The sequence below is a fragment of the Herbiconiux liangxiaofengii genome (genome assembly GCF_041927335.1).
In the GTDB taxonomy this organism is placed as follows: Bacteria; Actinomycetota; Actinomycetes; order Actinomycetales; family Microbacteriaceae; genus Herbiconiux; species Herbiconiux liangxiaofengii.
In genome coordinates this window covers 1-20,333 of the sequence record NZ_JBHFHD010000017.1, presented here as the reverse complement: position 1 = coordinate 20,333, position 20,333 = coordinate 1, and the positions used below count along the sequence as shown (strand labels likewise).

The window sequence follows — 20,333 nt, the reverse complement described above, 5'->3', positions numbered from 1 at the left end:
GAGGTCGAACCTCATGACGGTGGGCACTCGCTCGCTCTGGTGCGCTTCGAGGCCGGAAACGGTGAGCCGCTGCACGGCTCTGTGGCGGCTGCTGAATGAGGCCCGTCCATCCGGGCGTGCAAGCGCATATGTGCTGCTCGGCAGACTCTGGACCGGCAGCTCCAGGCGTCGGGGGAGCCCAGGTGCGGCGGTTCTGGCGACTTCAGATGCTCTGTACTTTCGCGAGGAGCCAGTGGGCGAATCCCTCGCGGTACTCGATGCAGTCGGCTTCACCCGATTAGAGGGGCGAGAGGATGACTGGGGAATCGTGAAGAGTTCCCGGAATCTGTCGAACGCAGCAGAGGTCCCCGGTTTCGATGATCTCGACGGGGACGAGGTAGGGAATGCGTCCGTAACTCCGCTCGAAGAGAGTCACCTTGACGAGGTCTTTCCGCGTGGTGATGCCCGCGCCGAGTCCGAAGATCTCGAGGTGGCCGATGTCGCAACGATCGGTACCCTCCAAGAACGATCGACTCATGAGGCCGAAGTCGCCCGCGGGCGTGATGGCTCAACCGGTCGTTGACGACGCGACCGCCGACCATGGCCAAGGAAATGCGAGGTAGTTGCGAACACCAGTTACTTTGCTGGAGGCGCTGATTGTGCATTTCTTGGCGGCCCGACCGGCCATCCGTGGTTCTATTGGCGGCATGGCACTGCGCTCATCTCGCTCTCGACCCGGGTTCGTGACGTTCGCGGTGGTTCTGGTCTACCTCGGCGGTATCACTCAGATCATGGTGGGCATCCTCGGGGTGTTCCTTCGTTATCTGCCGGAGGTCGCCGAGAGCGGCGTCGTGCTCGCCGTCACCCTGTTCGGTGCGGGAATGATCCTGTTCGGGTTGTTCGTGATCGCCCTGGCATCGGGGGTGGCCCGGGGCAGTCGTGCGTCGCGGCTGGGAGTCACGATCGTTCTGGTGCTCGCGTTGCTGTCGGCGATCCTGGTCGTTGTGGTCACGGAGGAGGGCGACTGGTCGGTGGCTGCGATCCAGCTGGTGGTCACCTCTGCGGTGATCGTTCCGCTGTGGACGGGTCCGGGGCGACGTTACTTCGCGGCTCGCTGACGCAGCCGGGCCGGGCGCTCCAGGGCGGCGTTCTCCGCATCTCGGCGCGAGACACGGCGGTGGGCAAACCGCACGATCTCGATCAGCGCGATGGACGCCAGCGAGGTGACGAGCACGAGTAGTGCCGTGGGCAGTGTGGGGTCGACCAGCTGGAGGAAGTCGCGTGCCACCGGCACGGTGTACACCAGCACGAGCCCGACCATCATGGCGCCGATAACCAGGCCCTTGAAGCGGGTGACGGGCCGTGAGAGGACGACGAGGATCCAGAGTCCGATGATGCCCAGGATGAGCGTCGAACCGGTGCGGATCTCGGCCTCGGGTATGCCGGCGTCGGCGGCCAGGCGTGCGTACGAGGCGATGCCGAGGGTCACGGCGAGCCCGGCGGGTACGGCGAACGTGAGTGAGCGGCGGAGGAACCCGGGAATGTAGCGCTGGGCGTTGGGCAGCAGCGCGAGGAAGAAGGCGGGGATGCCGATGGTGAGCCCGTCGGTGACGGACAGTTGGCGGGGCAGGAAGGGGAACGGCAGCAGCAGGATGCCGAACGTGATCGCGAGGAAGGTGGCATAGGCGGTCTTCGTGAGGAAGAGCATCGAGACACGTTCGATATTGGCGATGACCTGTCGCCCCTCGGCGACCACGCTCGGCAGGTGGGAGAACTTGCCATCGAGGAGCACCAGGCGCGCGACCGCTTTCGTCGCGGCCGCTCCGGAGTTCATCGCGACCCCGATGTCGGCCTCCTTGATCGCCAGCGCGTCGTTCACGCCGTCTCCGGTCATGGCGACGGTGTGGCCGGCTGACTTCAGGGCGACCACGATGCGCTTCTTCTGATCCGGGGTGACCCGGCCGAAGACGAGGTTCGTCTCGAGGACGTCGAGAAGGGCCTCGTCGTCGTCGGGCAGCTGCCGAGCGTCGAAACCGTGGGGAGCGTCGAGGCCGACCTCGCGGGCGATGGCTGCCACGGTCTGCGGATTGTCGCCGGAGATGATGCGAACCTCGACACCCTGATCAGCGAAGTACGCGAGGGTCTCGGCGGCGTCGGGGCGGATGTTCTCTCGGAACGTCAGAAGCACCACCGGAACGGCGTCGACCGGAACGGTCTCGTCGGTGGTGGGCGTGCCGTGCGCGAGTACCAGCGTGCGTCGGCCGCTCGCGGCGAGATCGTCGGCCTGGGCGGCGAGCGACGTGCGCACCGGGTCGCCTCCGCCCGCGGCGGGGAAAACCATCTCCGGCCCGCCCAGGATCCACATCCCGTCGGCGAAGACGACGGCGCTCCATTTACGGGCCGACGAGAACGGCACCCGGTCCAGCGGCGCCGCGGACGGCACGGCGGTGTACGGTTCGGCGAGGCTTCGGCTGTCGCGTTGGCGTCGTTCTGCACGCCGTACCAGGCGAGAACAGTCTCCCACCCGGCCACCGGGGACAGCGGATGGGCTCCGTCGAAGACGATGTCGCCCTGGGTGAGGGTGCCCGTCTTGTCGAGGCAGATCAGGTCCACCCGGGCGAGCCCCTCGACGGCGGGCAGCTCCTGAACCAGAACCTGCTGCCGGGTGAGCTTCACGGCGCCGACGGCGAACGTGATGCTGGTCATGAGCACCAGACCGAGGGGCACCATGGCCACGACGGATGCGATGGTGGCGGTCGCGGCGTCGCGCCAGGCCCCGTTCTCCAACGCATCCGCCCAGCCACCTTGAGCGACCATCTGAGCGTTCAGCACGAGCAGGGCGACGGGTCCGATGATCCAGGTCACCCACTTCAGCACGCGGTTGATCGACGATCTCAACTCGGACGCGACTAGGGAGAAGCGCTTCGCCTCGGCGGCGAGTGAATTCGCGAACGAATCCGCTCCCACCCGGTCCACGACGGCGGAGCCTTCGCCGCCCACGACGACCGACCCGGAGAGCACCCTGTCGCCGACAGTCTTCTCCACCGCATCCGACTCGCCGGTGAGCATGGATTCGTCGAGCTGGAGCCCTCGAGATCCTGCGACGAGCGCGTCGGCGGGAACCCGATCTCCGGCTCGAAGCACCACGGTGTCGTCGATCACGACCGAGGCGATCTCGATCTCCGCCTCGGATCCGTTTCGCACGACCCGGGCATGCGGTGCGTTGAGCAGTGCCAGCTTGTCGAGGGCACGCTTCGCGCGGTATTCCTGGACACTGCCGATGATGGCGTTGGCGACCGCCGAGAAGCCGAACAGGGCATCCTGCCACCGACCGATGGCGAGGAGCACGATGAAGCACGCGAGGATGATGCCGTTGAACAGGGTGAGCACATTGGCCCGGATGATGCTCCAGACGCTGCGGCTGGTGTTCTGCAGGAACGCGTTCGTGCGCCCTGCGGCAACCCGCTGGTCGACCTCCGCCGTGCTCAACCCCGCTGCCGACAAGCTCGCCCCCTCTGCGTGCGGCTCACTGTAGCAAGCGGCCCGGCGAGGCTCCCACGGTGCGGGACGAGCTGGGCGACTCGGTCGGCGACGTCGGATCCGCACGGCGGGTGATGATGTCCCGGAGCTCTGTGATCATCACGAGCTGCTGTCGGTTGATCTCGAGAACCGATTCGATGTCGATCCGGGCTGCGACGTTGGTCTCGTAGTCGTGTTGGGCGAGAGCCGCAGCGATGCCGTCCTGGCGCTTCGCCGCGATGAGGAGGATGGCGCCCTGGAGTCCCGCAAGCATGCTGAGGAACAGGTTCAGCAGGATGAATGGGTATGGATCCCAGTCGGCACCGACCGTGTTGGAGGCAGCCCACACGAGCATGAACACGAGGAATCCGATGACGAACGCCCAGCTGCCCATGACGTTGCGCAGCCGGTCGGCCGCCCGCTGACCGCGGGTGAGGGTCTGGATGTGCTCACGATGCCAGTTCTGCGTGGGCGATGGGCGCGCACTCACGCGGTGGTGGGCGACGAGGTGAGGTCTGACTCCTGGTGTGTTCATGTGTCTTCAGGATGCGTGCTCCGGAACCGCAGCGACAGAGCACTTGGTCCTGAGTCGTGCTCGACCTGCAGAAGAGCGAAGGCTCCGCTCGACCGCGCAGTCGTCACATTACGGAGTCGTGGGTGATGCTTCGGCAGCTCTGTAGGTGGCTGCGGGCACCGGCCTGGCGGCCCACGGCCGGCGGCGGTAGAACTCGAGGAGCTGGGCGCCGAGGCCGAAGGAGATCATCGCGACGACGACGAGGATGTTCAGCCACGGGATCTGCAGGGCCGTTATGAGGATCGCGCCGCCGACGAGGGTCTGCACCACGGGGTGGGTGGATCGGCGGAGGATGAGCCGCCCGAGGTAGTGGGCGCCGTAGACGAAGGTTGCGAGCGTGAGCACTGTCCAGACCAGCATTCCGGCCAGGGCCAGGGGTGCGCCGATGACCGTCACGAGGAGGAACAGCAGTGCCGCGGGTACGACGTTCGCCGCGATGAATCCGACGAGGAGTGCTTTCCAGGGCGAGGGCACGAGATGGTCGGTCACCCGATTGAGCACGCGGGGAGCGAGGAGGCCGGCGACGAGGGTGATGAGGCTCAGCGCGATCAGGGCGTAGAGGAGACCGAGGAGCCAGCCGGCGAACACGGCCCACGGGGAGACTTCGACCTCGGCCGATTCGGGTGGGGCGATGCGCTGGGTCGTGCCGGCGACGGCGCCGTCGGCGATGGAGGCATCGTCGTCGCTGGAGTAGGTGACGTCCCCGCCGACCGTGCCGTCGATCGTGAGACGATCCACGCCGATCAGGACGTCTCGGCCCACTGTGCCGGCGATGTCGATCGTGCTGGCCGCTCCGACCATGTCGTCGCCGAACGACCCGGTGTCGGTGAGGGTGACGTCGGCGGCGAAGACGGTGCCGCTGCGCGTGATCTCGCCGCTGAGGGTGATGGTCTGCGCGGCGAGACGGACGTCGCCGTCGATGGTGCCGGTGATGGTGATGGTCTGCGCTGCGGCGATCACGTCGCCGGTGATGTCGCCGCTGATGGTCACGTTCTGCCCGGCCACGTAGACGTCGCCGTCGATGTCCGAGGTGATGTCGATCGTCGACCCGGTGTACGTCTGGGGGCCTTCCGAGGTGCCCGACTCTGAGGGTGATGATGTGGGCGGGGGAGGCGTCGGGGTCGTTGCAGCGGCGGCTCCCGCACCGAGGGTGAGGAGGCCGACGGTGAGAGCGGCGCCGGCTATCCGGCGAGATGATGACAGGAAGCTCATGGTGTGCCCTTTCCGGGCTGGTTGTGGGAGTGCGAACGGGATGCGGTGAGTACTCCGGTGATCAGGAGTACGAGGAGGAGCTCGGCGATGCCGAGTGCGAAGTAGATCGTCTGCAGGAACGAGTACTCCGTGATGATGGCCAGTTCGGCGAAGATCCAGATGATCATCCCGAACCCCGCGGCGGCGGCGATGGCCAGCTCTCGCGGGTGCCGGCGGAGGATTGCGATCGCGCCTGCGGCCTGGGTGCCGCCGATCACGATGCCCAGGATCAGTCCGGGCAGCACGAACGTCGGGAACGGAGTGCCGTCGAGGTAGGCGAGGGGCACGCCGGCGCCGTTGAAGACGACCCCGAGCACGCAGCCACCCGCCGCCGACACCGCACCGAAGATCAGCAGGCCGAGGAGTACCCGGTGGGCGACAACCCGTTGGGCGACCACCCGATGGGTCATGGTCGTCATCATGGCGCGGCCAGGAGGGAGGTGGCGTCTCGTCGCATAGTCGGCGGGAACTCGGTGGTGGGAGTGCCGATGCGCACGAGCATCTGAATCGTCCCGCCCCCGGGTGCGTACTGCTCGTGCACCGCGGCGTAGGGGGCGGCCATCGTCGGGTACTCCTGCAGAACCTGGCTGAGGGGCTGCAGGACGAGTCCGAGCGTTCGCGTGCGCAGGCTGAGCTGGGCGTAGAGGATCCCGGCCTCGACCTGTTCGGTGCGGCTGTTCGAGGTGGTCCTGATGAGTCCGTACGCGGCGGTGTTCGCGACCCCGGCCGCGGTGAGAGCGATCGCGTTCGTCGCGGCGGTCGCATCGTCGTTCACCGCCGGGACGATGGTGATCAATCCCTGGAGGAAGTACTTCATGAGCCCGCTGGTGCCTTGACCCTCGACGGCGAAGCCCGATCGCGCGTCGTTCTTGGCCTGCTCGGTGCTGTGGAAGACGGCGTCGCTCTCCGAGGTCGCTGCGGCGTATTCCGTTTCGATCCGGGTGCCCTGCTCGGCGAGCGACCCGAGCGTCGCGAGATCGTCCGGGTCGGTCAGCACAGAGAGGGTCGCGGCGGAACCCGCGTCCAGCTCGCCGAGCGACTTCGTCTGCGCTGCGCTCAGGGGGTCTGCCGTATAGGGAGCCCGGTTCGTGTCCGACAGGAAGAGCGACCCGTAGTCGGAGGTCTCCGCCGTCGCATCCGGTGCGAGCGTGATCCGGGCGACCGGGAGCTCGCGCATGGATCGATCGAGCTCGGTCTCGTCGAACGCCCCGTTCGGGAACAGGTCGAACGACGCCGAATAGCCCAGGTTCGCGGCAGCCACCTCGAGGTAGGCGAGGAAGGTCCCCTGCGTGATCATCGTCTGGCGGCCGAGCGGATCGACCGCGGGGGTGAGGCGGTCGGCATCCGCATACAGCGACAGCACGGTGGGGTCGGCGTCGTCGAGCCGGATGATCCAGGGCTGCATGTTGTGCCCGCTCGGGGCGAGAAGCGCCTGGGCGACGACCTTCATCCGCGGGTCGGAGAACTGCTGGGAGTAGCCGGCGCTCCACGGTTGCAGATAGGTGGCGGGCACCAGGATGCCCCCCACTCCGAGGATCACGGCGAGGCCGCCCGCGAGAAGGCCGACGACGGATGCGCCGGCGATGAGGATGACCCGGCGCCCGCGATGCGGTCGTGAGCGGGTGTACTGCAGTGGGGTCACAGTCGAGCTCCGGGGGTGGCTGCGGTGGAGGCCAGGAGATCGGATGCGGCCTTGCCGACTCGGCAACCCCAGCCGCGTGCCCGAATGATCTCCTCGCCCAGGAGGTGGTTGTCGTTGGTGACGATGAAGTTCTCCGAGGGCACCACGCGACGGGTCGCCCGCCGGTGCAGGGCTCTGTCGATTTGTACGGCGGCGTTACCGCTGAGGATCACGGGCACGTTGCCGCGGGTCGCGAAGGCCGCGAAGAGCGGGGCGACGACCGTGGCCGGATCCTGCACCCAGTCGCGGATGCCGCGGCCCGGTGCTTCCGGTTCGAGCGTGAGGCGCTTGGCCGGGTCGAGCGCCCACGTCACCGCTTCTGCCCGTGTGCTCTCCCGAGACATCCCGTGCACATGAGTCGGCCCGCCGACGACCATGAGATCTGCCGCCTCGACGTCGCCGACCGCGATGCTGTTGATGTTGACCACGGCGGTCTCGCCGTGGTCGGCGAGACCGTCCGCAATGGCCTCGGCGATCTGGCGGGTGTTGCCGAACATCGATTCGTAGACGACTAGTGCTCTCATGGGTGCTCCCTTGGTGGTCTTCAGGATGCTTCCTCCGCATCATCCGGGGCAGAGCACTTGGTCCCGAGTCGTGGCATGGGGACCAATGGCACTGACGACCGGGTGGCCGCACGCGTAGGGTCGAGGCATGAGCTCCCAGCCTTCAGAGACCCCCGCCCCCGCGCACGACGGCCCCGCGGCATCCGGCATCGTCGTCGGGCACGACGGTTCCGACTCGGCGGACGACGCCCTGGTGACGGCACTCGACCTCGCCGTCGCGCTGTCGGCATCCGTCGTGATCGTGCGATCGTGGTCGATCGACACGGCACCGCGGGGCGCGATCTTCCACGACGGGTACGCGGCGTCGTTCGTGGAGGTCACCGAGAGGGTTCGCCAGGAACTGATGACGGACACGGAGGCGGTCGTCGGCCGCTATCCCGGATGCGAGGTCGAGTACCGTGCCGTGCTGGGTCAGCCGGCGGAGGTTCTCATCACCGCTTCGGCGGGCGCCCGGATGCTCGTGGTCGGCTCACGTGGTCTCGGCGGGTTCGCGGGCCTGGTTCTGGGCTCGGTGAGCGAGCAGTGCGTGCGGCATGCCCGTTGCCCCGTTCTCGTGGTGCCGCACGCCGAACCGGACACCGCCGAGAGCGTGTGACGACGTGACGGCAGCCGGAGCCGACCAGATGCCCCCGTTCCACGCCGGTGAGCCGCACCGGGGTGGAATCGCGCAGCGTCTGAATTGGCTGCGCGCGGGGGTGCTGGGCGCGAACGACGGGATCGTCTCCGTGGCGGCGATCGTCGTCGGCGTCGCCGGAGCGACCTCGGCGACGGGCCCCATCCTCACCGCCGGACTCGCCGGCCTCATCGGGGGTGCCATCTCGATGGCGCTCGGCGAATACGTCTCGGTGAGCAGCCAGAGCGACAGCGAACGCGCCCTCATCGCCAAGGAGCGGCGAGAGCTCGCCGACATACCCGACGAAGAACTCGACGAGCTCACCGGGCTCTACCGGGCGCGCGGACTCAGCGAGAGCACGGCCCGGCAGGTGGCCATCGAACTCACCCGGCACGACGCCCTCGCCGCACACCTCTCGGCCGAATTGAACATCGACGAAGACGACGTCGTGAGCCCCTGGCACGCTGCAGCTGCGTCAGCGGCCGCCTTCACGATCGGGGCGATCCTGCCGATGTTGGCGATCCTGCTGCCACCCGAGGACTGGCGGGTACCTGTCACTTTCATCGCCGTACTCATGGCATTGGCCCTGACGGGCGCGATTTCTGCCGCGATCGGGGGAAGTTCGCGTCGTCGCGCCATGATCCGCGTGGTCGTCGGAGGCGCTCTCGCACTCGCGGCCACCTATGGTGTCGGCCTCCTCCTTGGAGCGTCGGGCGTGGTCTGACGACCTGACAGGTACCAGGTCGCCGCGTCAGCTGATCGGTGCGGCGTGGTGGGCGAACGTCGTGCGGCGCCGGGGAACGGTGTCGTGGACGACGACGGTCGGCCCTGCCAGGTTGAGCAGGACGTCGTGAACGACGCTCCCGACCGATCCGGGGTGATCCGTGGTTCGGTGCGACCGGCCGATCACGAGGAGGGCGGCTGACATCGAGCCGTCGACGAGTCCTTCAGCGGGTGGGCGGTTGATTGTTCGACGTCGGATGGTGAGTGCGGGGTGGTCTCGCCGGGCGATGACCTCGGCGGCGTCGCACACCGGGTCCCAACGGTGAGGGGACTCCCCGCCGACGTCGTCGCTGATCGCGGGGCGGCAGTGGATGATGATCAGCTCCTGATTCAAGCGGTCAGCTTCCTGGGCGGCGAACCGAATGGTTTCCTCGTCCCGCTCGGCGTTTCCCACGCCCACCACGACACCTTTTCGACGATGGCTGGCGGAGTTGGGGATGAATGCGACGGGGCTGAATGCCAGTCCGGCCAGCTGGATGAATCGCGAACCGAAGACTTGGCCTTGCACAAAGCCGGTCTTGTGGGTGCCGATGGCGAGCATCGCCATGTGCTCGGATGCGGCGGCGAGCCGGCTCAGAGGGTCACCTTGGAGCAGTTCAGTTCGGACGGAAACGTCTCGGTCGATGAGGTGGGCGTAATCGAGCTCCACTTGGAGAAATGCCAGCCCGGTGTTTCGCGTGTCGGGATCGATGTAGGCCGCTGGGACGGTCAGGTCGTCGCTGATGATGTGTGCGAGCACGACCGCCGCCCCGGTCAGGCCGCCGCGGCGCATTGCCCAGGTGATGGCCGCGCGGCTTGGCGCAGAACCATCCACGCCGACGAGAATCGAGCCTGGCGGTTGCTGTATCAACGGTCCGGTCATCTGTGAAGCATCTCAACACCGCGCCGTCAAGGGCAGAGCAGAAGGTCCTTGTATTCATGCCCGTGGCGTACGGTGGGCCCAGGCCGGCTCTGATGAGCAGCCATCTTCGATGCACGATGATCTGAGGCGACTCCATCATGGCCGAAGACCCCTTCCGCCTGAATTCCACCCATCGCAGCGGCTCCCCGGTGCCGGCACGAGCCGAATCCGCTGTCGGCGGGGACGTGCCCGGTGCCTCGACAAATGGGCTCGAGGCGCTGCTGCGAGCCAATCACGCGGTCGTCGAGCAACTCGAGCTGCCCGTAGTGCTGGAACGTATCGTCCAAGCCGCTGTCGAACTCGTCGGCGCCGACTACGGCGCCCTCGGTGTTCTCGCCGCTCACGGTGGCATCGACCAGTTCATCCATGTCGGGATGGATGCGGCCGCCGTCGAGCGAATCGGCCGCCTGCCGCAGGGGCACGGCCTGTTGGGGGCCTTGATCGATGACCCCCGTCCCATCCGCCTGCACCGCATCGCCGACGATCCGAGGTCATCGGGAGTTCCCGTTGGTCACCCGCCCATGGGCGGATTTCTCGGCGTACCCATCCGGGTCCGAGACCAGGTCTACGGGAACCTCTACCTCAGCAACAAAGCCGACGGGGGTTTCAACGACGAAGATGACCGGCTCATCACTGCTCTGGCCGCCACCGCTGGTGTGGCGATCGAGAATGCTCGACTTTTCGCCGAGACGCAGCGACGTCAAGCCTGGTCTGCCGCGTCAGCGGAGATCACATCCGCACTTCTGTCGGGGGAGCAGAGCGATTCGATCGTGCTCCTCGTCGACCGCGTGTTGGAGTTGTCCGCCGCGGATCTGGTGTGCATGCTGATGCCCACAGATCAGCCAGAGAAGCTGGTCATCGACGTCGCGGCTGGTATCGGTGCCGGCGATCTTCGCGGGGCTTTGGTGCCCGTGAGCCCGACGAAGGTGACGAGGGTGCTGGAAGGGCGCCAGCCCGAACTTCTCGACGACATCGGGATCACCCTCCCCAATGGTGTGGAACTGGGACCCCTCATGGCGGTCCCCCTCATGGCGGCCGGCCGGGCCGAGGGTGTGCTCGTGGTTGCTCGCACTGCGCCCGCGCTGGGCTTCACAACAGCCGACCTCGAGATGGCGGCCGACTTCGCCGGCCAAGCAAGCGTTGCAATGCAATTGGCCAAGGCTCGCGTCGACCAGCAGCGGCTCCTTCTTCTCGAAGATCGCGGTCGTATTGCACGAGACCTTCACGACCACGTCATTCAGCAGATATTCGGTACCGGGCTCGAGCTGCAGAGCATCGCGGGGGGCCTTATCGGCACGCCTGCCGCGACGCGCATCAGCGAGGTGATCGGTCATCTCGATGCCAGCATCTCGCAGATCAGAACCGCCGTCTTCGCGCTCTCTCCGCCCGTGGGGGAGGCCGAGGGCGGTGTCCGGCACTCCATCATCGACCTGGCCACCGAGTTGGGTTCCCGCCTCAGCTCCACACCCCAGGTCAGCTTCTCCGGCCCAGTCGATCTGCTGGTCACCGGCACCCTTGCCCGCGACGTCATCGCGGTGATCCGTGAAGGACTCACCAACTCGGCCAAGCATGCCTCGGCTGATCACACATCCGTCGGTGTCACGGTCACCGGCGGTTGGGTCGTCGTCGACATCACCGATGATGGAATCGGAGTCGGAGACCACCGACGCAGAAGTGGGCTCGCCAACATGACCCACCGCGCCGAGATGCTTGGCGGCTCGCTTCGCCTCAACCCCGATGCTGGTGTGGGATTGCCGGTGACGGGCACTCATCTGCGATGGGCCGTCCCCTACGAGTTGCCCGAAGAGTGAGTGCGGTAGCGCCATGATCAGAATCTTCCTCGTCGACGACCACGAGCTGGTGCGCCGCGGCATCGCCGGCATGCTCGAGGCCGAATCCGACATCCAGGTCGTCGGTGAGGGCGCGACCGTGGCCCAGGGACTGGCGCGCATCGCCGCCACCCTCCCCGACGTGGTGCTGCTCGACGTGCGGCTGCCCGATGGCAGTGGCATCGATCTGTGCCGCGAGGTGCGGTCGCGACATCCGCAGATCAAATGCCTGATGCTCACCGCCTACGACGATGACGACGCCCTGCGCGCCGCCGTGCTCGCCGGCGCATCCGGTTACGTGCTCAAGGACATCCGCGGAAGCGGGTTGATCGACGCCCTACGAATCGTGGCGGCGGGGAAGACGCTGCTCGACCCCCGGGTGACGCTGAAGGTCGTCGAGCGCATCACCGCACCCGCCGCGATCGACCCTCGCATCGGCTCCCTCACACCCCGGGAGCAGCAGATGCTGGCGCTCATCGCCGACGGGCTGACGAACCGCGAGATCGGCGCCCGCATGTCGCTGGCCGAGAAGACAGTGAAGAACTACGTCTCGGTGCTGCTCAGCAAGCTGGGCCTGCACCGGCGCGCCCACGCGGCCATCCTTCACCAGGACTCACGCTCGCGCGCAGTCGGGCCCACCCCGGGCGTCCGGTAGAAGGCGATCAGGCCGCTGGTGAATATATCCACCGTCGAGGCACGGTGATGGATCCACGGGGTGCTGTTCACGAATGCGTCGGCATCCGTGACGACGACGATCGAGGTTTCGGCGGAGCTCGTCGTCCACCCCGACCCCTCGCTCAGCAGCATGAAACGTTCTGGGAGCAGCCTGGTCAAGGTGGCGAACAGGATGAGAAGCAGCGGCTCCGCAGGGGCGAAGAGGGCGACCTGCACGGAGTTGCCGGCTCCCAAGGAGGCCGCGACGTTCTCGGCCACCCGGTGAGGAGCGCAGGTCGGCCCGAAGACCAACAGAGTCGTTGCCTCGTCCTGGGCAGCCTGCTGACGCGGGAGGGATTCGGCGGAGCTCGCGGCCAGGTGGAGGAAGAGAGAGGCGGTGACGGCGAGCTCTGTCGTCGTGGCGCAGGAACCCCCGAGCTCTCGGTGGGATCCGGGTGTCCCTGCCGTGAGGAGCCCTTGTGCGACTTCGGCGTAGGTGTTGTTCATCAGGCGTGAGGGATGCCTGCGGTCAGGCCGCCGTCGATGACGAACTCGGAACCGGTGGAGTAGCTCGACTCATCGCTGGCGAGGAACAGGACGAGCTGCGACACCTCGTGAGGATCGGCCGCACGGTTCATCGGGATCTGTAGCTGGGAGGGGGAGATGCCGGAGGTCATCGGGGTGGTGATGAAGCCGGGGTGGATGGAGTTCACCCGCACGCCTGATGCGGCCACCTCGACCGCCACAGACTTCGTCAAGCCTCGGAGCGCGAACTTCGTCGCGACGTAGGCGTGCAGGTGGGCGCTGCCCCGCAACCCTTCGACTGAGGAGATGTTGATGATGGAGCCGCTCTGCTGTGCGACGAGGTGTGGCACCACCGCCTTGATGCCCAGGAACGCGCCGGTGAGGTTGATGTCGAGGGTCTTTCGCCAAAGATCCAGGGGAAACTCACCGATCGGTGCACCGTTGGCGATGCCGGCGTTGTTGACCAGGATGTCAATCCGGCCGAAGCGGCTGAGGGCCTGATCGATGGCGGCCGTCCAGTCATCAGGCTGAGTGACGTCGAGATGCACGAACTGGGCACGCTCGCCGAGTTCAACGGCCAGCTTCTCTCCGTCAGAATCGAGGAGATCACCGATCATGACCGATGCTCCCTCTGCCAGCAGCAGTCGGGCGTGGGCGGCCCCCATTCCTCGGGCTCCACCACTGATGAGAGCGACCTTGTTCGTGACGCGATCCATGACATCCCACATTCCGGAGCGAAAGCCCCACTCGCCTAGCGTCACAGCCGGCAACGGAACGAAACAGAGCACATGGTCCCAACCGCCCTTATGCCAGTTGATGACCAAAGACCCTGGTCTCGGACCCTTCATGATGAGAGCTTGCGATTATGGATACTTCTCCGACACCGACCGCACCGACCGCACCGACGGCTGACGACGACGCGCGCGCGACGCGGTTCGGAGTCGATGGAACAGGACTCACAGTAGATGCCTTTGAGCACGCCACAACCGAACCCAATCCCACCGGCCGAGTCGTTGTCGGCCTCGACGGGTCAGACGAGTCGATCAATGGGCTGCGTCGGGCCATCACCATCGCCACCGCCTCGAACGCCCTGGTAGATGCGGTCGTTGCCTGGCAGAACCTCGATTTCTACCAGGTCATCACTGTCTCCGAGAGGTCACCCGAAAGCGACGCTATCCGGATGCTCGACGAGGCCGTCACCGCGGTCTTCCCAGACGGGGTTCCCGCATGGTTCAGCCGAACCATTCGAGAGGGCGGCGCTGCCGATGTGCTGATTCAGGAGAGCCGAGGGGCCGAGATGCTCGTCGTCGGCAGTCGCGGCCATGGCGGCTTCGCCGGGCTGCTCCTCGGGTCGGTCAGCGCCGCCTGCGCCGCGTACGCTCACTGCCCGGTGCTGATCATGCACCACGACGACAAGCACTGAGCGCCACATCCAACACAGCAGACAAGGAACCCATTGTGCGTCTCTCATCCGCCGTCATGTTCGTCTCCGACCTCGACCGGTCGGTCGCCTTCTACGAGGATCTTCTGCAGCTCGAGGTGACGGTCAGAGACTCGACCGCGGCCCTGCTGGTCGGCGCGGATCACTATCAGCTCTACCTGCGGAGCATGGGCAAGCGGGCGACCCACGCACTCGGTTCGATCGGTGTTCAGTATCTGATCTGGAGTGCCGACGACCCCGATGACCTCCTTCGCTGTGAGGACGTCCTCCGGCGCCAGTCGCCCCACGTCACGAAGCAGCATGTGGATGGCTTCGACATCGTGGAGGGCCCCGGCCCGGATCGTGTGCCGATCATGATCGTCTATCCGGGCCCCGAGCAGCTGCCCCGTGACCAGATCATCCCCCGCCTCTACAGTTGGTAGTCCCTGCCGCTACTGCGACTTCCTCATTGCACGTTCGGCGGCCTTCGCGGCCTCGGTGAGGGCGAAGATCAGGGCCGCGATCCCCGCCGTGTAGGCCCACTCGCGAAGGCCCAGCGGTGCGGAGTGGAACCAGGGATGCATGAACGGGGCGTAGACGAACACCAGCTGCAGCAGCAGGAGGATGCCGCCGGAGATGTAGATCGCACGGTTACCGACTAGCACCGCGGGGCGGAAGCTCGAGGCCCGCAGGAACCGGCAGTTGAACAGGAACGCGAGCTGTCCGAGCACCAGCATGGTGACGGCGGTGGTCTGGGCCTCGGCTTCGGTGGAGCCGATGCTGGTCTCGAAGAAGAACACTCCGATGGTCGCGGCCGTGATGAGTGCGGTCACCACCACGATCCGGCCGACGTAGCTGCGGTCGAGGATGCCGCGCCCGGGCCTGGTCGGGGGCCGGCCCATGATGCCTGGCTCGGCCGGCTCGGTGGCGAGGGCCAACGAGAGGGTGATGGCGGTGATCAGGTTGACCCAGAGAATCTGGGTTGCTTGTAGCGGAAGGGTGAATCCGATCAGCACGGCCAGCAGCAGCACGAGCGCCTGCGCGGAGGTCGTGGGGAGGAGGAACAGGATCGATTTCTGCAGGTTGTCGCGGATGCGGCGCCCCTCTTCGACGGCGTGCCCGATGGTGGCGAAGTCGTCGTCGGCGAGCACGATGTCGGCGGCCTCCTTGGTGGTCTCCGTGCCCTTGATGCCCATTGCGACGCCGATGTCGGCGCGGCGGAGGGCGGGGGCGTCGTTGACGCCGTCCCCCGTCATGGCCACGATCTCGCCTCGGGATTGCAGGGCGGCGACGATGCGGAGCTTATGTTCCGGGCTCGTGCGGGCGTAGACATCCACGTCGGATGCGGTGGCGGCGAGCTCCTCGTCGGTCATCGCCTCGATGGCGTCGCCGGTGAGCACGGGGGAGTCGGCGTGGGCGATGCGCATCTCCCGCGCGATCGCGAGGGCCGTGCCCGGGTGGTCGCCGGTGATCATCTTCACCCGGATGCCGGCGGAGTGCATGACCTCGACGGCGGCGACCGCTTCGGCCCGAGGCGGGTCAAGGATGCCGGCGACCCCGAGGAACACCATCCCGGAGTCGAATTCGTTGTCGTCGAGTTCAGTCGAGTCGGTGGTGGTGTCGGAGCGGGCGGCGGCGAGCACGCGGAAGCCCTGGTCGCCGAGTTCGTCGATGACTTGTGCCCAGCGTGCCCGGTCGAGGGGTTGCGGGGTTCCGTCTGCACCGAGTTCGTGGCTGGACCGGTCGAGCACGACACCGGGGGCGCCTTTCAGCAGGATGCGTGTCGCGCCGGCCGGTCCCTGATGCCTGGTGGCCATGTACTTCGACTCCGCAGAGAAGGGCACCACAGCGAGGCGCTCGAACGGGCTGCGATCGAATGATGCCTTCGCGGCCAGGGTTCGCAGGGCACCCTCGGTGGGGTCTCCGACGATCTGCCATTCCCCGTCGCTGTCCACCAGGTGGGCGTCATTGCAAAGCGCAAAGGCCTCCACGATAGCGTCGAGATCCGGATGCTGCGGCTCATCCTCGTGCCGATCACTGGTGATCGACCCGGAGGGCGCGTAGCCGGTGCCGGCGACGGCGTAGCGGTCGACGCCGGTGACGACGGTGCGGACGGTCATCTCGTTGCGGGTGAGGGTTCCGGTCTTGTCGGTGCAGATCGTCGTGACCGAACCGAGGGTCTCGACAGCGGTCAGCTTGCGGACGATCGCGTTGTGGGCCGCCATCTGCCGCACGCCGAGGGCGAGAGTGATGGTGATCAGTGCCGGCAATCCCTCTGGGATCGCCGCGACGGCGAAGCCGATGGTCGCAGGGATGAGCTGGGTGAAGTCGCGGTCGTGGATCACCCGTCCGACGATCAGCATCACCCCGGCGACGGCCACGATGAGGATCGAGATCCGCTTGCTGAACGAGGCGAGCTGCCGGGTCAGGGGCGTGGCGGTGTTCTTCGTGCCCGTGACGAGAACGTGGATGCGGCCGATCTCGGTGTCGAGGCCGGTGGCCGTGATGACAGCGGTACCGTCGCCGGCGGTGACGTGGGTTCCGGAGAACACCATGTTGTAGCGATCCCCGATGCCGCTCGGCGCGGGGACGGGCGCGATGTTCTTATCAGCGGGAAGAGACTCGCCGGTCAGCGCCGATTCATCGACGCGAAGGGTGCTGGTGTGGATGAGGCGAGCATCCGCCGGGATCTTGTCGCCGGGCTCGACCCGCACGATGTCACCGGCGACGAGCTCGGCCGCGTCGACGTTGATCCAGTGACCGGCGCGTTTCGTCTTCGCGCTGAGCGACAGCATCGCGCGGATGCCGTCGAGGGCCTTCTGGGTGCGACCGTCTTGCACGACACCGACGGTCGCATTGATGAGCGTCACGGCGAGGATGACGCTCGCATCGATCCAATCGCCGATGAGGAACGTGACGATCGCCGACGCGAGGAGCACGTAGATGAGGATGTCGTTGAACTGCTTCAGGAACGTCACGACCGGATTCGGCGGCCGAGGCGACGGGAGCGCATTGGGCCCGTGCGTGCCGAGGCGGCGCCCGGTCTCCGCGGAGCTGAGCCCCGCGGAGTCCGTCGCCAGTGCTGCCAGCACCTCGTCGCCGGTAAGGGTGTGGGGTGCTGCTGTCATCAGACGAGCCAGGGGAGCCGCTGCACGATCGGCAGCCGCTTCCACCGCGCCCCGGCACCCCAGGTGTCACCGGCCGCGAGCACGGCGACGACGATCAGAACGAGGGCGTAGATGATGTGGTAGTCGACAAGGGGGTTCGTCGATGCGGCGTTGGCCATGAACGGCCACTCCGCGAGGTACATCAGCACCATGATGGCGCTGCCGACCACGGCGCTGACCCGGAGGCCGATGCCGGCCATCACGGCGACCCCGATGCCGAGCATGGCGAGCTGGAACAGGATGTCGCTCGCCGGGCTGGCGATCGCGGCGAAGAACCCCTTCAGCGGCCCCGCCACCCCGTCACTGAGCAGGAAGCCCTGGCTGGGTGTGCCACCGGCGACCCAGGCGCGCTCGGCCGGGGTGGAGAACCCGAGCCCGAAGGTCTTGTCGAGGAACGCCCAGAGAAAGATGAACCCGATGGCCAGACGGAGGACGGCGAGAACGCGCCTCCCCGCTCCGCTCGTGACCAGATGGGTCTCGCCGGTGGGGCCGGCCGATCCGAACGAGCCTGTCGCCTGGTGGTTGTGATCGGTGCGAATAGTCATGGGTGCCTCCAGTACGTGACGCCCGGTTTGGCCTCGACTCCAGACTCGCGGCCGGTGAACCCAGCAACCAGAGCACTAGGTCCCAAAGGGCTCACCGGGAGGTGAACAGCTCAACTCCGGGTGGGGTGACCGCGCACAATCATCGTGATCGAGCGAGCGTTCTGCAGCACGTGCTGGCTGACGGAACCCCACAGCAGACCGGCGAACCCCGAGTGACCGCGGGTGCCGAGGATCATCAGCTCAGCCGTCTCGGTGGCGCCCACGAGGAGGTGCGCCGGGTTTCCGACGAGAACGTGGTGCCGAATGGTGAGCGCGGGATATTCGGATGCGACTGCCGCTGTCGTCTTGTCCATCAGGTCATCGACTTCACCGGGGTAAGGGTCTTCGGTGTAGGCGTCGGGCAGCCATCGCGCTCCTCCGAGGGTGTCGGCGCGCACCGCGGTCAACGTCAAGGGCAGGTCGTGCGTGGATGCCATCTCCGCCCCGGCCCACACAGCCTCATCGATCAGACCGGGTTCGACTGCCACCACGATCCCGTCGGTGCGCTGCGGATACATGGGGTTCGTGTCCTTGTCGGGCACGACCACGGTCGGGCAGTGGGAATGGGCTGCGAGGGTCGACGAGACGCCACCCATCAGCTGCCCGGCGAACCCGCCGCGTCCGCGGGTGCCCACGACCAGGAACAGTGCGTCCTCGGACCGGTCGATGAGCGTCTCGGCCGGCTGTCCACGAACCGCCGAGATTGAGGCAGGCACGCCGGCGGCCTCCGCCTTGGCTTCCGCCTCCCGGAGAACCTCGGTCGCGGCGTCCAGGGACCCGACTTCCAACTCGGGTTCGGATGCCAGCTCGGGGGTGATGACGGTCACGAGCTCCAGGCGTGCCTCCCGCACGAGTGCTTCGCGGATCGCCCAGTTCAACGCTTCACCGCTCGCGGGAGAGCCGTCGATACCGACGACGATGCTCTGCCCGCTCATCGGCTCATCCTGAATCGAATACCCGTGACGGTTCGGGGCGTGATCTCGAAGTAGTTCCACTTGTCCGACCCGGTCATGGTGGGCAGATCGCTCACCCCCGACTCGGTGATCTGAACGTCGTCGTTCAGACGGTGAGCGTCCCCGCGTACGACGACGCTGAACCGCTTGCCCGCGTCGGTGCCGTCGATCTCCACGGCGACACCGGGACGCTTCGTGAGGTCGACGATCTTCGTTCCGGGAGCGCTGCGGAAGAAGATCGCTTCCGACTCGACGAGGTAGTTGATCGGGAAGATGTCGGCTCCGAGGTCATCGCACACGGCCAGGCGCGCGACCTTGGTCTCGGAGAGGAGACGCCAGCACTCCTCAGCGTGGAGTGTCTCGGTGTCACCGAGTACCGGTGGAATCTCGGAAACGTGAAGGTAGGGGTTGGTACTCATGTCGATGTCCTCAAATCGGTGACGGGGGGAAGGACAGTCTGTGCGGAGAACTTCACGAACGAGGGGCACAAGGTCCCAGAAGTTTGCGCGCCATTCTCAAGTCACACGGCTAGGGCACTCGGTCACAGACCCGCGGACATTCGACCTAGGGACCTTCGACCCTTCAGACGGGCACCGGTAGTTCGTAGGTTCGATCTCAGGAGCCTGCGGCATGAACGTATCAATACGTGCATGAGCAGGTATCCGCGATGCCCGGCGACGGGCGAAGAGGAGCCAATCATGTCTGCAACATCCACCGCCCCCATCATCTCGACCACCGGCGAGCTCGGCACCACGGTCATCGACCAGGGAGTCGTCAGCAAAGTCGCCGGCATCGCCGCCCACGATGTCGCTGGAGTCCACGATCTCGGCGGCGCCGCGACACGCGTCATCGGTGTAGTGCGCGGAGCCCTGAACAACACCGACCACAGCCAGGGCGTCTCGGTGACGCTGACCGACAACACCGTCAGTGTCGACGTCACGCTCTCCGCCGAGTACCCGATCAGTCTCCAGAAGGTCGCCTCCGACGTCCGCTCCGCCGTCATCCTCGCCGTCGAGACCATCGTCGGAATGGAGGTCACGGCCGTGAACGTCACCATCAACGACATCTACACTCCCGCAGACAACGGCGATGCCGGTTCCGAGACCCCCACAGCCTGAGCCACCAACCCCGACCGGATCGTGGCATGCAGAAAATTTCCTTGAGAGCCCTCGGCAGAACCCAACTTGAATCCGCTCTCGAAGCATCTAGCTGTACTGCCCAGGGACGTTGGTTGATGTGTGATGTCTTGAAGTGACGAAGACCTCCGGTGGAGGGTTGGAGCTGTCTAGGTTCCATCACCACTGCCGGAGGTCTTCGTGTCTCACCGTAATGCTGCT

Annotated in this window: 21 protein-coding genes and 1 pseudogene; 9 read left to right on the top strand and 13 right to left on the bottom strand. The window is 66.6% G+C overall.

The features are described from left to right. Positions 1–232 precede the first annotated feature (232 nt). On the top strand, positions 233–562 hold the full coding sequence (locus tag ACEXOR_RS17095; protein WP_374850945.1) for a hypothetical protein: 330 nt from the start codon (positions 233–235) through the stop codon (positions 560–562). 58 nt (positions 563–620) lie between these two features. Continuing rightward, the gene (locus ACEXOR_RS17090) at positions 621–1,097 is read left to right on the top strand and encodes a hypothetical protein (protein ID WP_374850944.1); all 477 of its coding nucleotides are present in this window, start codon (positions 621–623) and stop codon (positions 1,095–1,097) included. On the opposite strand, the pseudogene ACEXOR_RS17085 reads toward ACEXOR_RS17090, so the two are convergent. From ACEXOR_RS17085 to ACEXOR_RS17060, 6 genes and pseudogenes are all read right to left on the bottom strand, one after another. Beyond that, a pseudogene (locus ACEXOR_RS17085) lies at positions 1,079–3,483 on the bottom strand (HAD-IC family P-type ATPase). The gene ACEXOR_RS17090 and the pseudogene ACEXOR_RS17085 overlap by 19 nt on opposite strands. A gap of 22 nt (positions 3,484–3,505) precedes the next feature. Further along, on the bottom strand, positions 3,506–4,033 hold the full coding sequence (locus ACEXOR_RS17080) for a DUF1003 domain-containing protein (protein ID WP_374850943.1): 528 nt from the start codon (positions 4,031–4,033) through the stop codon (positions 3,506–3,508). A gap of 108 nt (positions 4,034–4,141) precedes the next feature. Then, the gene (locus ACEXOR_RS17075) at positions 4,142–5,284 is read right to left on the bottom strand and encodes a hypothetical protein (RefSeq protein WP_374850942.1); all 1,143 of its coding nucleotides are present in this window, start codon (positions 5,282–5,284) and stop codon (positions 4,142–4,144) included. Beyond that, positions 5,281–5,733: a hypothetical protein gene (locus ACEXOR_RS17070; RefSeq protein ID WP_374850941.1), complete on the bottom strand. Its 453-nt coding sequence runs from the start codon at positions 5,731–5,733 to the stop codon at positions 5,281–5,283. Before ACEXOR_RS17070 ends, ACEXOR_RS17075 begins: the two co-directional genes overlap by 4 nt. A gap of 8 nt (positions 5,734–5,741) precedes the next feature. Then, positions 5,742–6,965, bottom strand: a complete 1,224-nt coding sequence (locus ACEXOR_RS17065; protein ID WP_374850940.1) for an Acg family FMN-binding oxidoreductase — start codon at positions 6,963–6,965, stop codon at positions 5,742–5,744. Next, the gene (locus tag ACEXOR_RS17060; RefSeq protein WP_374850939.1) at positions 6,962–7,528 is read right to left on the bottom strand and encodes a flavodoxin family protein; all 567 of its coding nucleotides are present in this window, start codon (positions 7,526–7,528) and stop codon (positions 6,962–6,964) included. Before ACEXOR_RS17060 ends, ACEXOR_RS17065 begins: the two co-directional genes overlap by 4 nt. Before the next feature lie 127 nt (positions 7,529–7,655). Here ACEXOR_RS17060 and ACEXOR_RS17055 point away from each other — a divergent pair, with 127 nt between their 5' ends. Both ACEXOR_RS17055 and ACEXOR_RS17050 read left to right on the top strand, forming a co-directional pair. Next, on the top strand, positions 7,656–8,162 hold the full coding sequence (locus tag ACEXOR_RS17055) for a universal stress protein (RefSeq protein ID WP_374850938.1): 507 nt from the start codon (positions 7,656–7,658) through the stop codon (positions 8,160–8,162). Positions 8,163–8,190: 28 nt separating this feature from the next. Beyond that, a complete protein-coding gene (locus tag ACEXOR_RS17050; RefSeq protein WP_374850979.1) occupies positions 8,191–8,904 on the top strand; it encodes a VIT1/CCC1 transporter family protein in 714 nt (237 codons plus the stop codon). A gap of 27 nt (positions 8,905–8,931) precedes the next feature. Here ACEXOR_RS17050 and ACEXOR_RS17045 read toward each other — a convergent pair whose 3' ends face one another. After that, on the bottom strand, positions 8,932–9,825 hold the full coding sequence (locus ACEXOR_RS17045) for a universal stress protein (protein ID WP_374850937.1): 894 nt from the start codon (positions 9,823–9,825) through the stop codon (positions 8,932–8,934). 137 nt (positions 9,826–9,962) lie between these two features. Between ACEXOR_RS17045 and ACEXOR_RS17040 the strand changes: the two genes are divergently transcribed. Beyond that, positions 9,963–11,675, top strand: coding sequence for a GAF domain-containing sensor histidine kinase (locus ACEXOR_RS17040; RefSeq protein WP_374850936.1), 1,713 nt, complete (start codon positions 9,963–9,965; stop codon positions 11,673–11,675). 13 nt (positions 11,676–11,688) lie between these two features. Continuing rightward, positions 11,689–12,348: a response regulator gene (locus tag ACEXOR_RS17035; RefSeq protein WP_374850935.1), complete on the top strand. Its 660-nt coding sequence runs from the start codon at positions 11,689–11,691 to the stop codon at positions 12,346–12,348. On the opposite strand, the gene ACEXOR_RS17030 is transcribed toward ACEXOR_RS17035, so the two are convergent. Both ACEXOR_RS17030 and ACEXOR_RS17025 read right to left on the bottom strand, forming a co-directional pair. Beyond that, a complete protein-coding gene (locus ACEXOR_RS17030; RefSeq protein WP_374850934.1) occupies positions 12,297–12,854 on the bottom strand; it encodes a hypothetical protein in 558 nt (185 codons plus the stop codon). The two genes, ACEXOR_RS17035 and ACEXOR_RS17030, sit on opposite strands and share 52 nt — an antisense overlap. Further along, complete coding sequence (locus tag ACEXOR_RS17025) at positions 12,854–13,588, bottom strand: glucose 1-dehydrogenase (protein ID WP_374850933.1); 735 nt, start codon at positions 13,586–13,588, stop codon at positions 12,854–12,856. The genes ACEXOR_RS17030 and ACEXOR_RS17025 overlap by 1 nt, the downstream gene beginning before the upstream one ends. 149 nt (positions 13,589–13,737) lie before the next feature. Between ACEXOR_RS17025 and ACEXOR_RS17020 the strand changes: the two genes are divergently transcribed. Both ACEXOR_RS17020 and ACEXOR_RS17015 read left to right on the top strand, forming a co-directional pair. Continuing rightward, a complete protein-coding gene (locus tag ACEXOR_RS17020) occupies positions 13,738–14,295 on the top strand; it encodes a universal stress protein (protein WP_374850932.1) in 558 nt (185 codons plus the stop codon). Positions 14,296–14,330: 35 nt separating this feature from the next. Continuing rightward, complete coding sequence (locus tag ACEXOR_RS17015; protein WP_374850931.1) at positions 14,331–14,735, top strand: VOC family protein; 405 nt, start codon at positions 14,331–14,333, stop codon at positions 14,733–14,735. A gap of 9 nt (positions 14,736–14,744) precedes the next feature. On the opposite strand, the gene ACEXOR_RS17010 is transcribed toward ACEXOR_RS17015, so the two are convergent. From ACEXOR_RS17010 to ACEXOR_RS16995, 4 genes are all read right to left on the bottom strand, one after another. After that, positions 14,745–17,420 (bottom strand): cation-translocating P-type ATPase, encoded by a 2,676-nt coding sequence (locus ACEXOR_RS17010; RefSeq protein ID WP_374850930.1) that lies wholly within the window; start codon positions 17,418–17,420, stop codon positions 14,745–14,747. Continuing rightward, complete coding sequence (locus tag ACEXOR_RS17005; RefSeq protein ID WP_374850929.1) at positions 17,420–18,004, bottom strand: DoxX family protein; 585 nt, start codon at positions 18,002–18,004, stop codon at positions 17,420–17,422. The genes ACEXOR_RS17010 and ACEXOR_RS17005 overlap by 1 nt, the downstream gene beginning before the upstream one ends. A 110-nt stretch (positions 18,005–18,114) precedes the next feature. Next, a complete protein-coding gene (locus ACEXOR_RS17000; protein ID WP_374850928.1) occupies positions 18,115–18,978 on the bottom strand; it encodes a universal stress protein in 864 nt (287 codons plus the stop codon). Further along, positions 18,975–19,415: a pyridoxamine 5'-phosphate oxidase family protein gene (locus tag ACEXOR_RS16995; RefSeq protein WP_374850927.1), complete on the bottom strand. Its 441-nt coding sequence runs from the start codon at positions 19,413–19,415 to the stop codon at positions 18,975–18,977. The genes ACEXOR_RS17000 and ACEXOR_RS16995 overlap by 4 nt, the downstream gene beginning before the upstream one ends. A gap of 279 nt (positions 19,416–19,694) precedes the next feature. Between ACEXOR_RS16995 and ACEXOR_RS16990 the strand changes: the two genes are divergently transcribed. Then, positions 19,695–20,114 carry an Asp23/Gls24 family envelope stress response protein gene (locus ACEXOR_RS16990; RefSeq protein WP_374850926.1) on the top strand — a complete coding sequence of 140 codons (420 nt, stop codon included), beginning with the start codon at positions 19,695–19,697 and terminating at the stop codon, positions 20,112–20,114. The last annotated feature ends 219 nt before the right edge of the window (positions 20,115–20,333 follow it).

Coding starts and splice junctions, on each gene's coding strand:
- ACEXOR_RS17080 (WP_374850943.1), bottom strand. CDS start 4,033: ATGAACACACCAGGAGTCAGACCTCACCTCGTCGCCCACCACCGCGTG.
- ACEXOR_RS17075 (WP_374850942.1), bottom strand. CDS start 5,284: ATGAGCTTCCTGTCATCATCTCGCCGGATAGCCGGCGCCGCTCTCACC.
- ACEXOR_RS17070 (WP_374850941.1), bottom strand. CDS start 5,733: ATGACCCATCGGGTGGTCGCCCAACGGGTTGTCGCCCACCGGGTACTC.
- ACEXOR_RS17060 (WP_374850939.1), bottom strand. CDS start 7,528: ATGAGAGCACTAGTCGTCTACGAATCGATGTTCGGCAACACCCGCCAG.
- ACEXOR_RS17055 (WP_374850938.1), top strand. CDS start 7,656: ATGAGCTCCCAGCCTTCAGAGACCCCCGCCCCCGCGCACGACGGCCCC.
- ACEXOR_RS17050 (WP_374850979.1), top strand. CDS start 8,191: ATGCCCCCGTTCCACGCCGGTGAGCCGCACCGGGGTGGAATCGCGCAG.
- ACEXOR_RS17045 (WP_374850937.1), bottom strand. CDS start 9,825: ATGACCGGACCGTTGATACAGCAACCGCCAGGCTCGATTCTCGTCGGC.
- ACEXOR_RS17040 (WP_374850936.1), top strand. CDS start 9,963: ATGGCCGAAGACCCCTTCCGCCTGAATTCCACCCATCGCAGCGGCTCC.
- ACEXOR_RS17035 (WP_374850935.1), top strand. CDS start 11,689: ATGATCAGAATCTTCCTCGTCGACGACCACGAGCTGGTGCGCCGCGGC.
- ACEXOR_RS17030 (WP_374850934.1), bottom strand. CDS start 12,854: ATGAACAACACCTACGCCGAAGTCGCACAAGGGCTCCTCACGGCAGGG.
- ACEXOR_RS17025 (WP_374850933.1), bottom strand. CDS start 13,588: ATGGATCGCGTCACGAACAAGGTCGCTCTCATCAGTGGTGGAGCCCGA.
- ACEXOR_RS17020 (WP_374850932.1), top strand. CDS start 13,738: ATGGATACTTCTCCGACACCGACCGCACCGACCGCACCGACGGCTGAC.
- ACEXOR_RS17010 (WP_374850930.1), bottom strand. CDS start 17,420: ATGACAGCAGCACCCCACACCCTTACCGGCGACGAGGTGCTGGCAGCA.
- ACEXOR_RS17005 (WP_374850929.1), bottom strand. CDS start 18,004: ATGACTATTCGCACCGATCACAACCACCAGGCGACAGGCTCGTTCGGA.
- ACEXOR_RS17000 (WP_374850928.1), bottom strand. CDS start 18,978: ATGAGCGGGCAGAGCATCGTCGTCGGTATCGACGGCTCTCCCGCGAGC.
- ACEXOR_RS16995 (WP_374850927.1), bottom strand. CDS start 19,415: ATGAGTACCAACCCCTACCTTCACGTTTCCGAGATTCCACCGGTACTC.
- ACEXOR_RS16990 (WP_374850926.1), top strand. CDS start 19,695: ATGTCTGCAACATCCACCGCCCCCATCATCTCGACCACCGGCGAGCTC.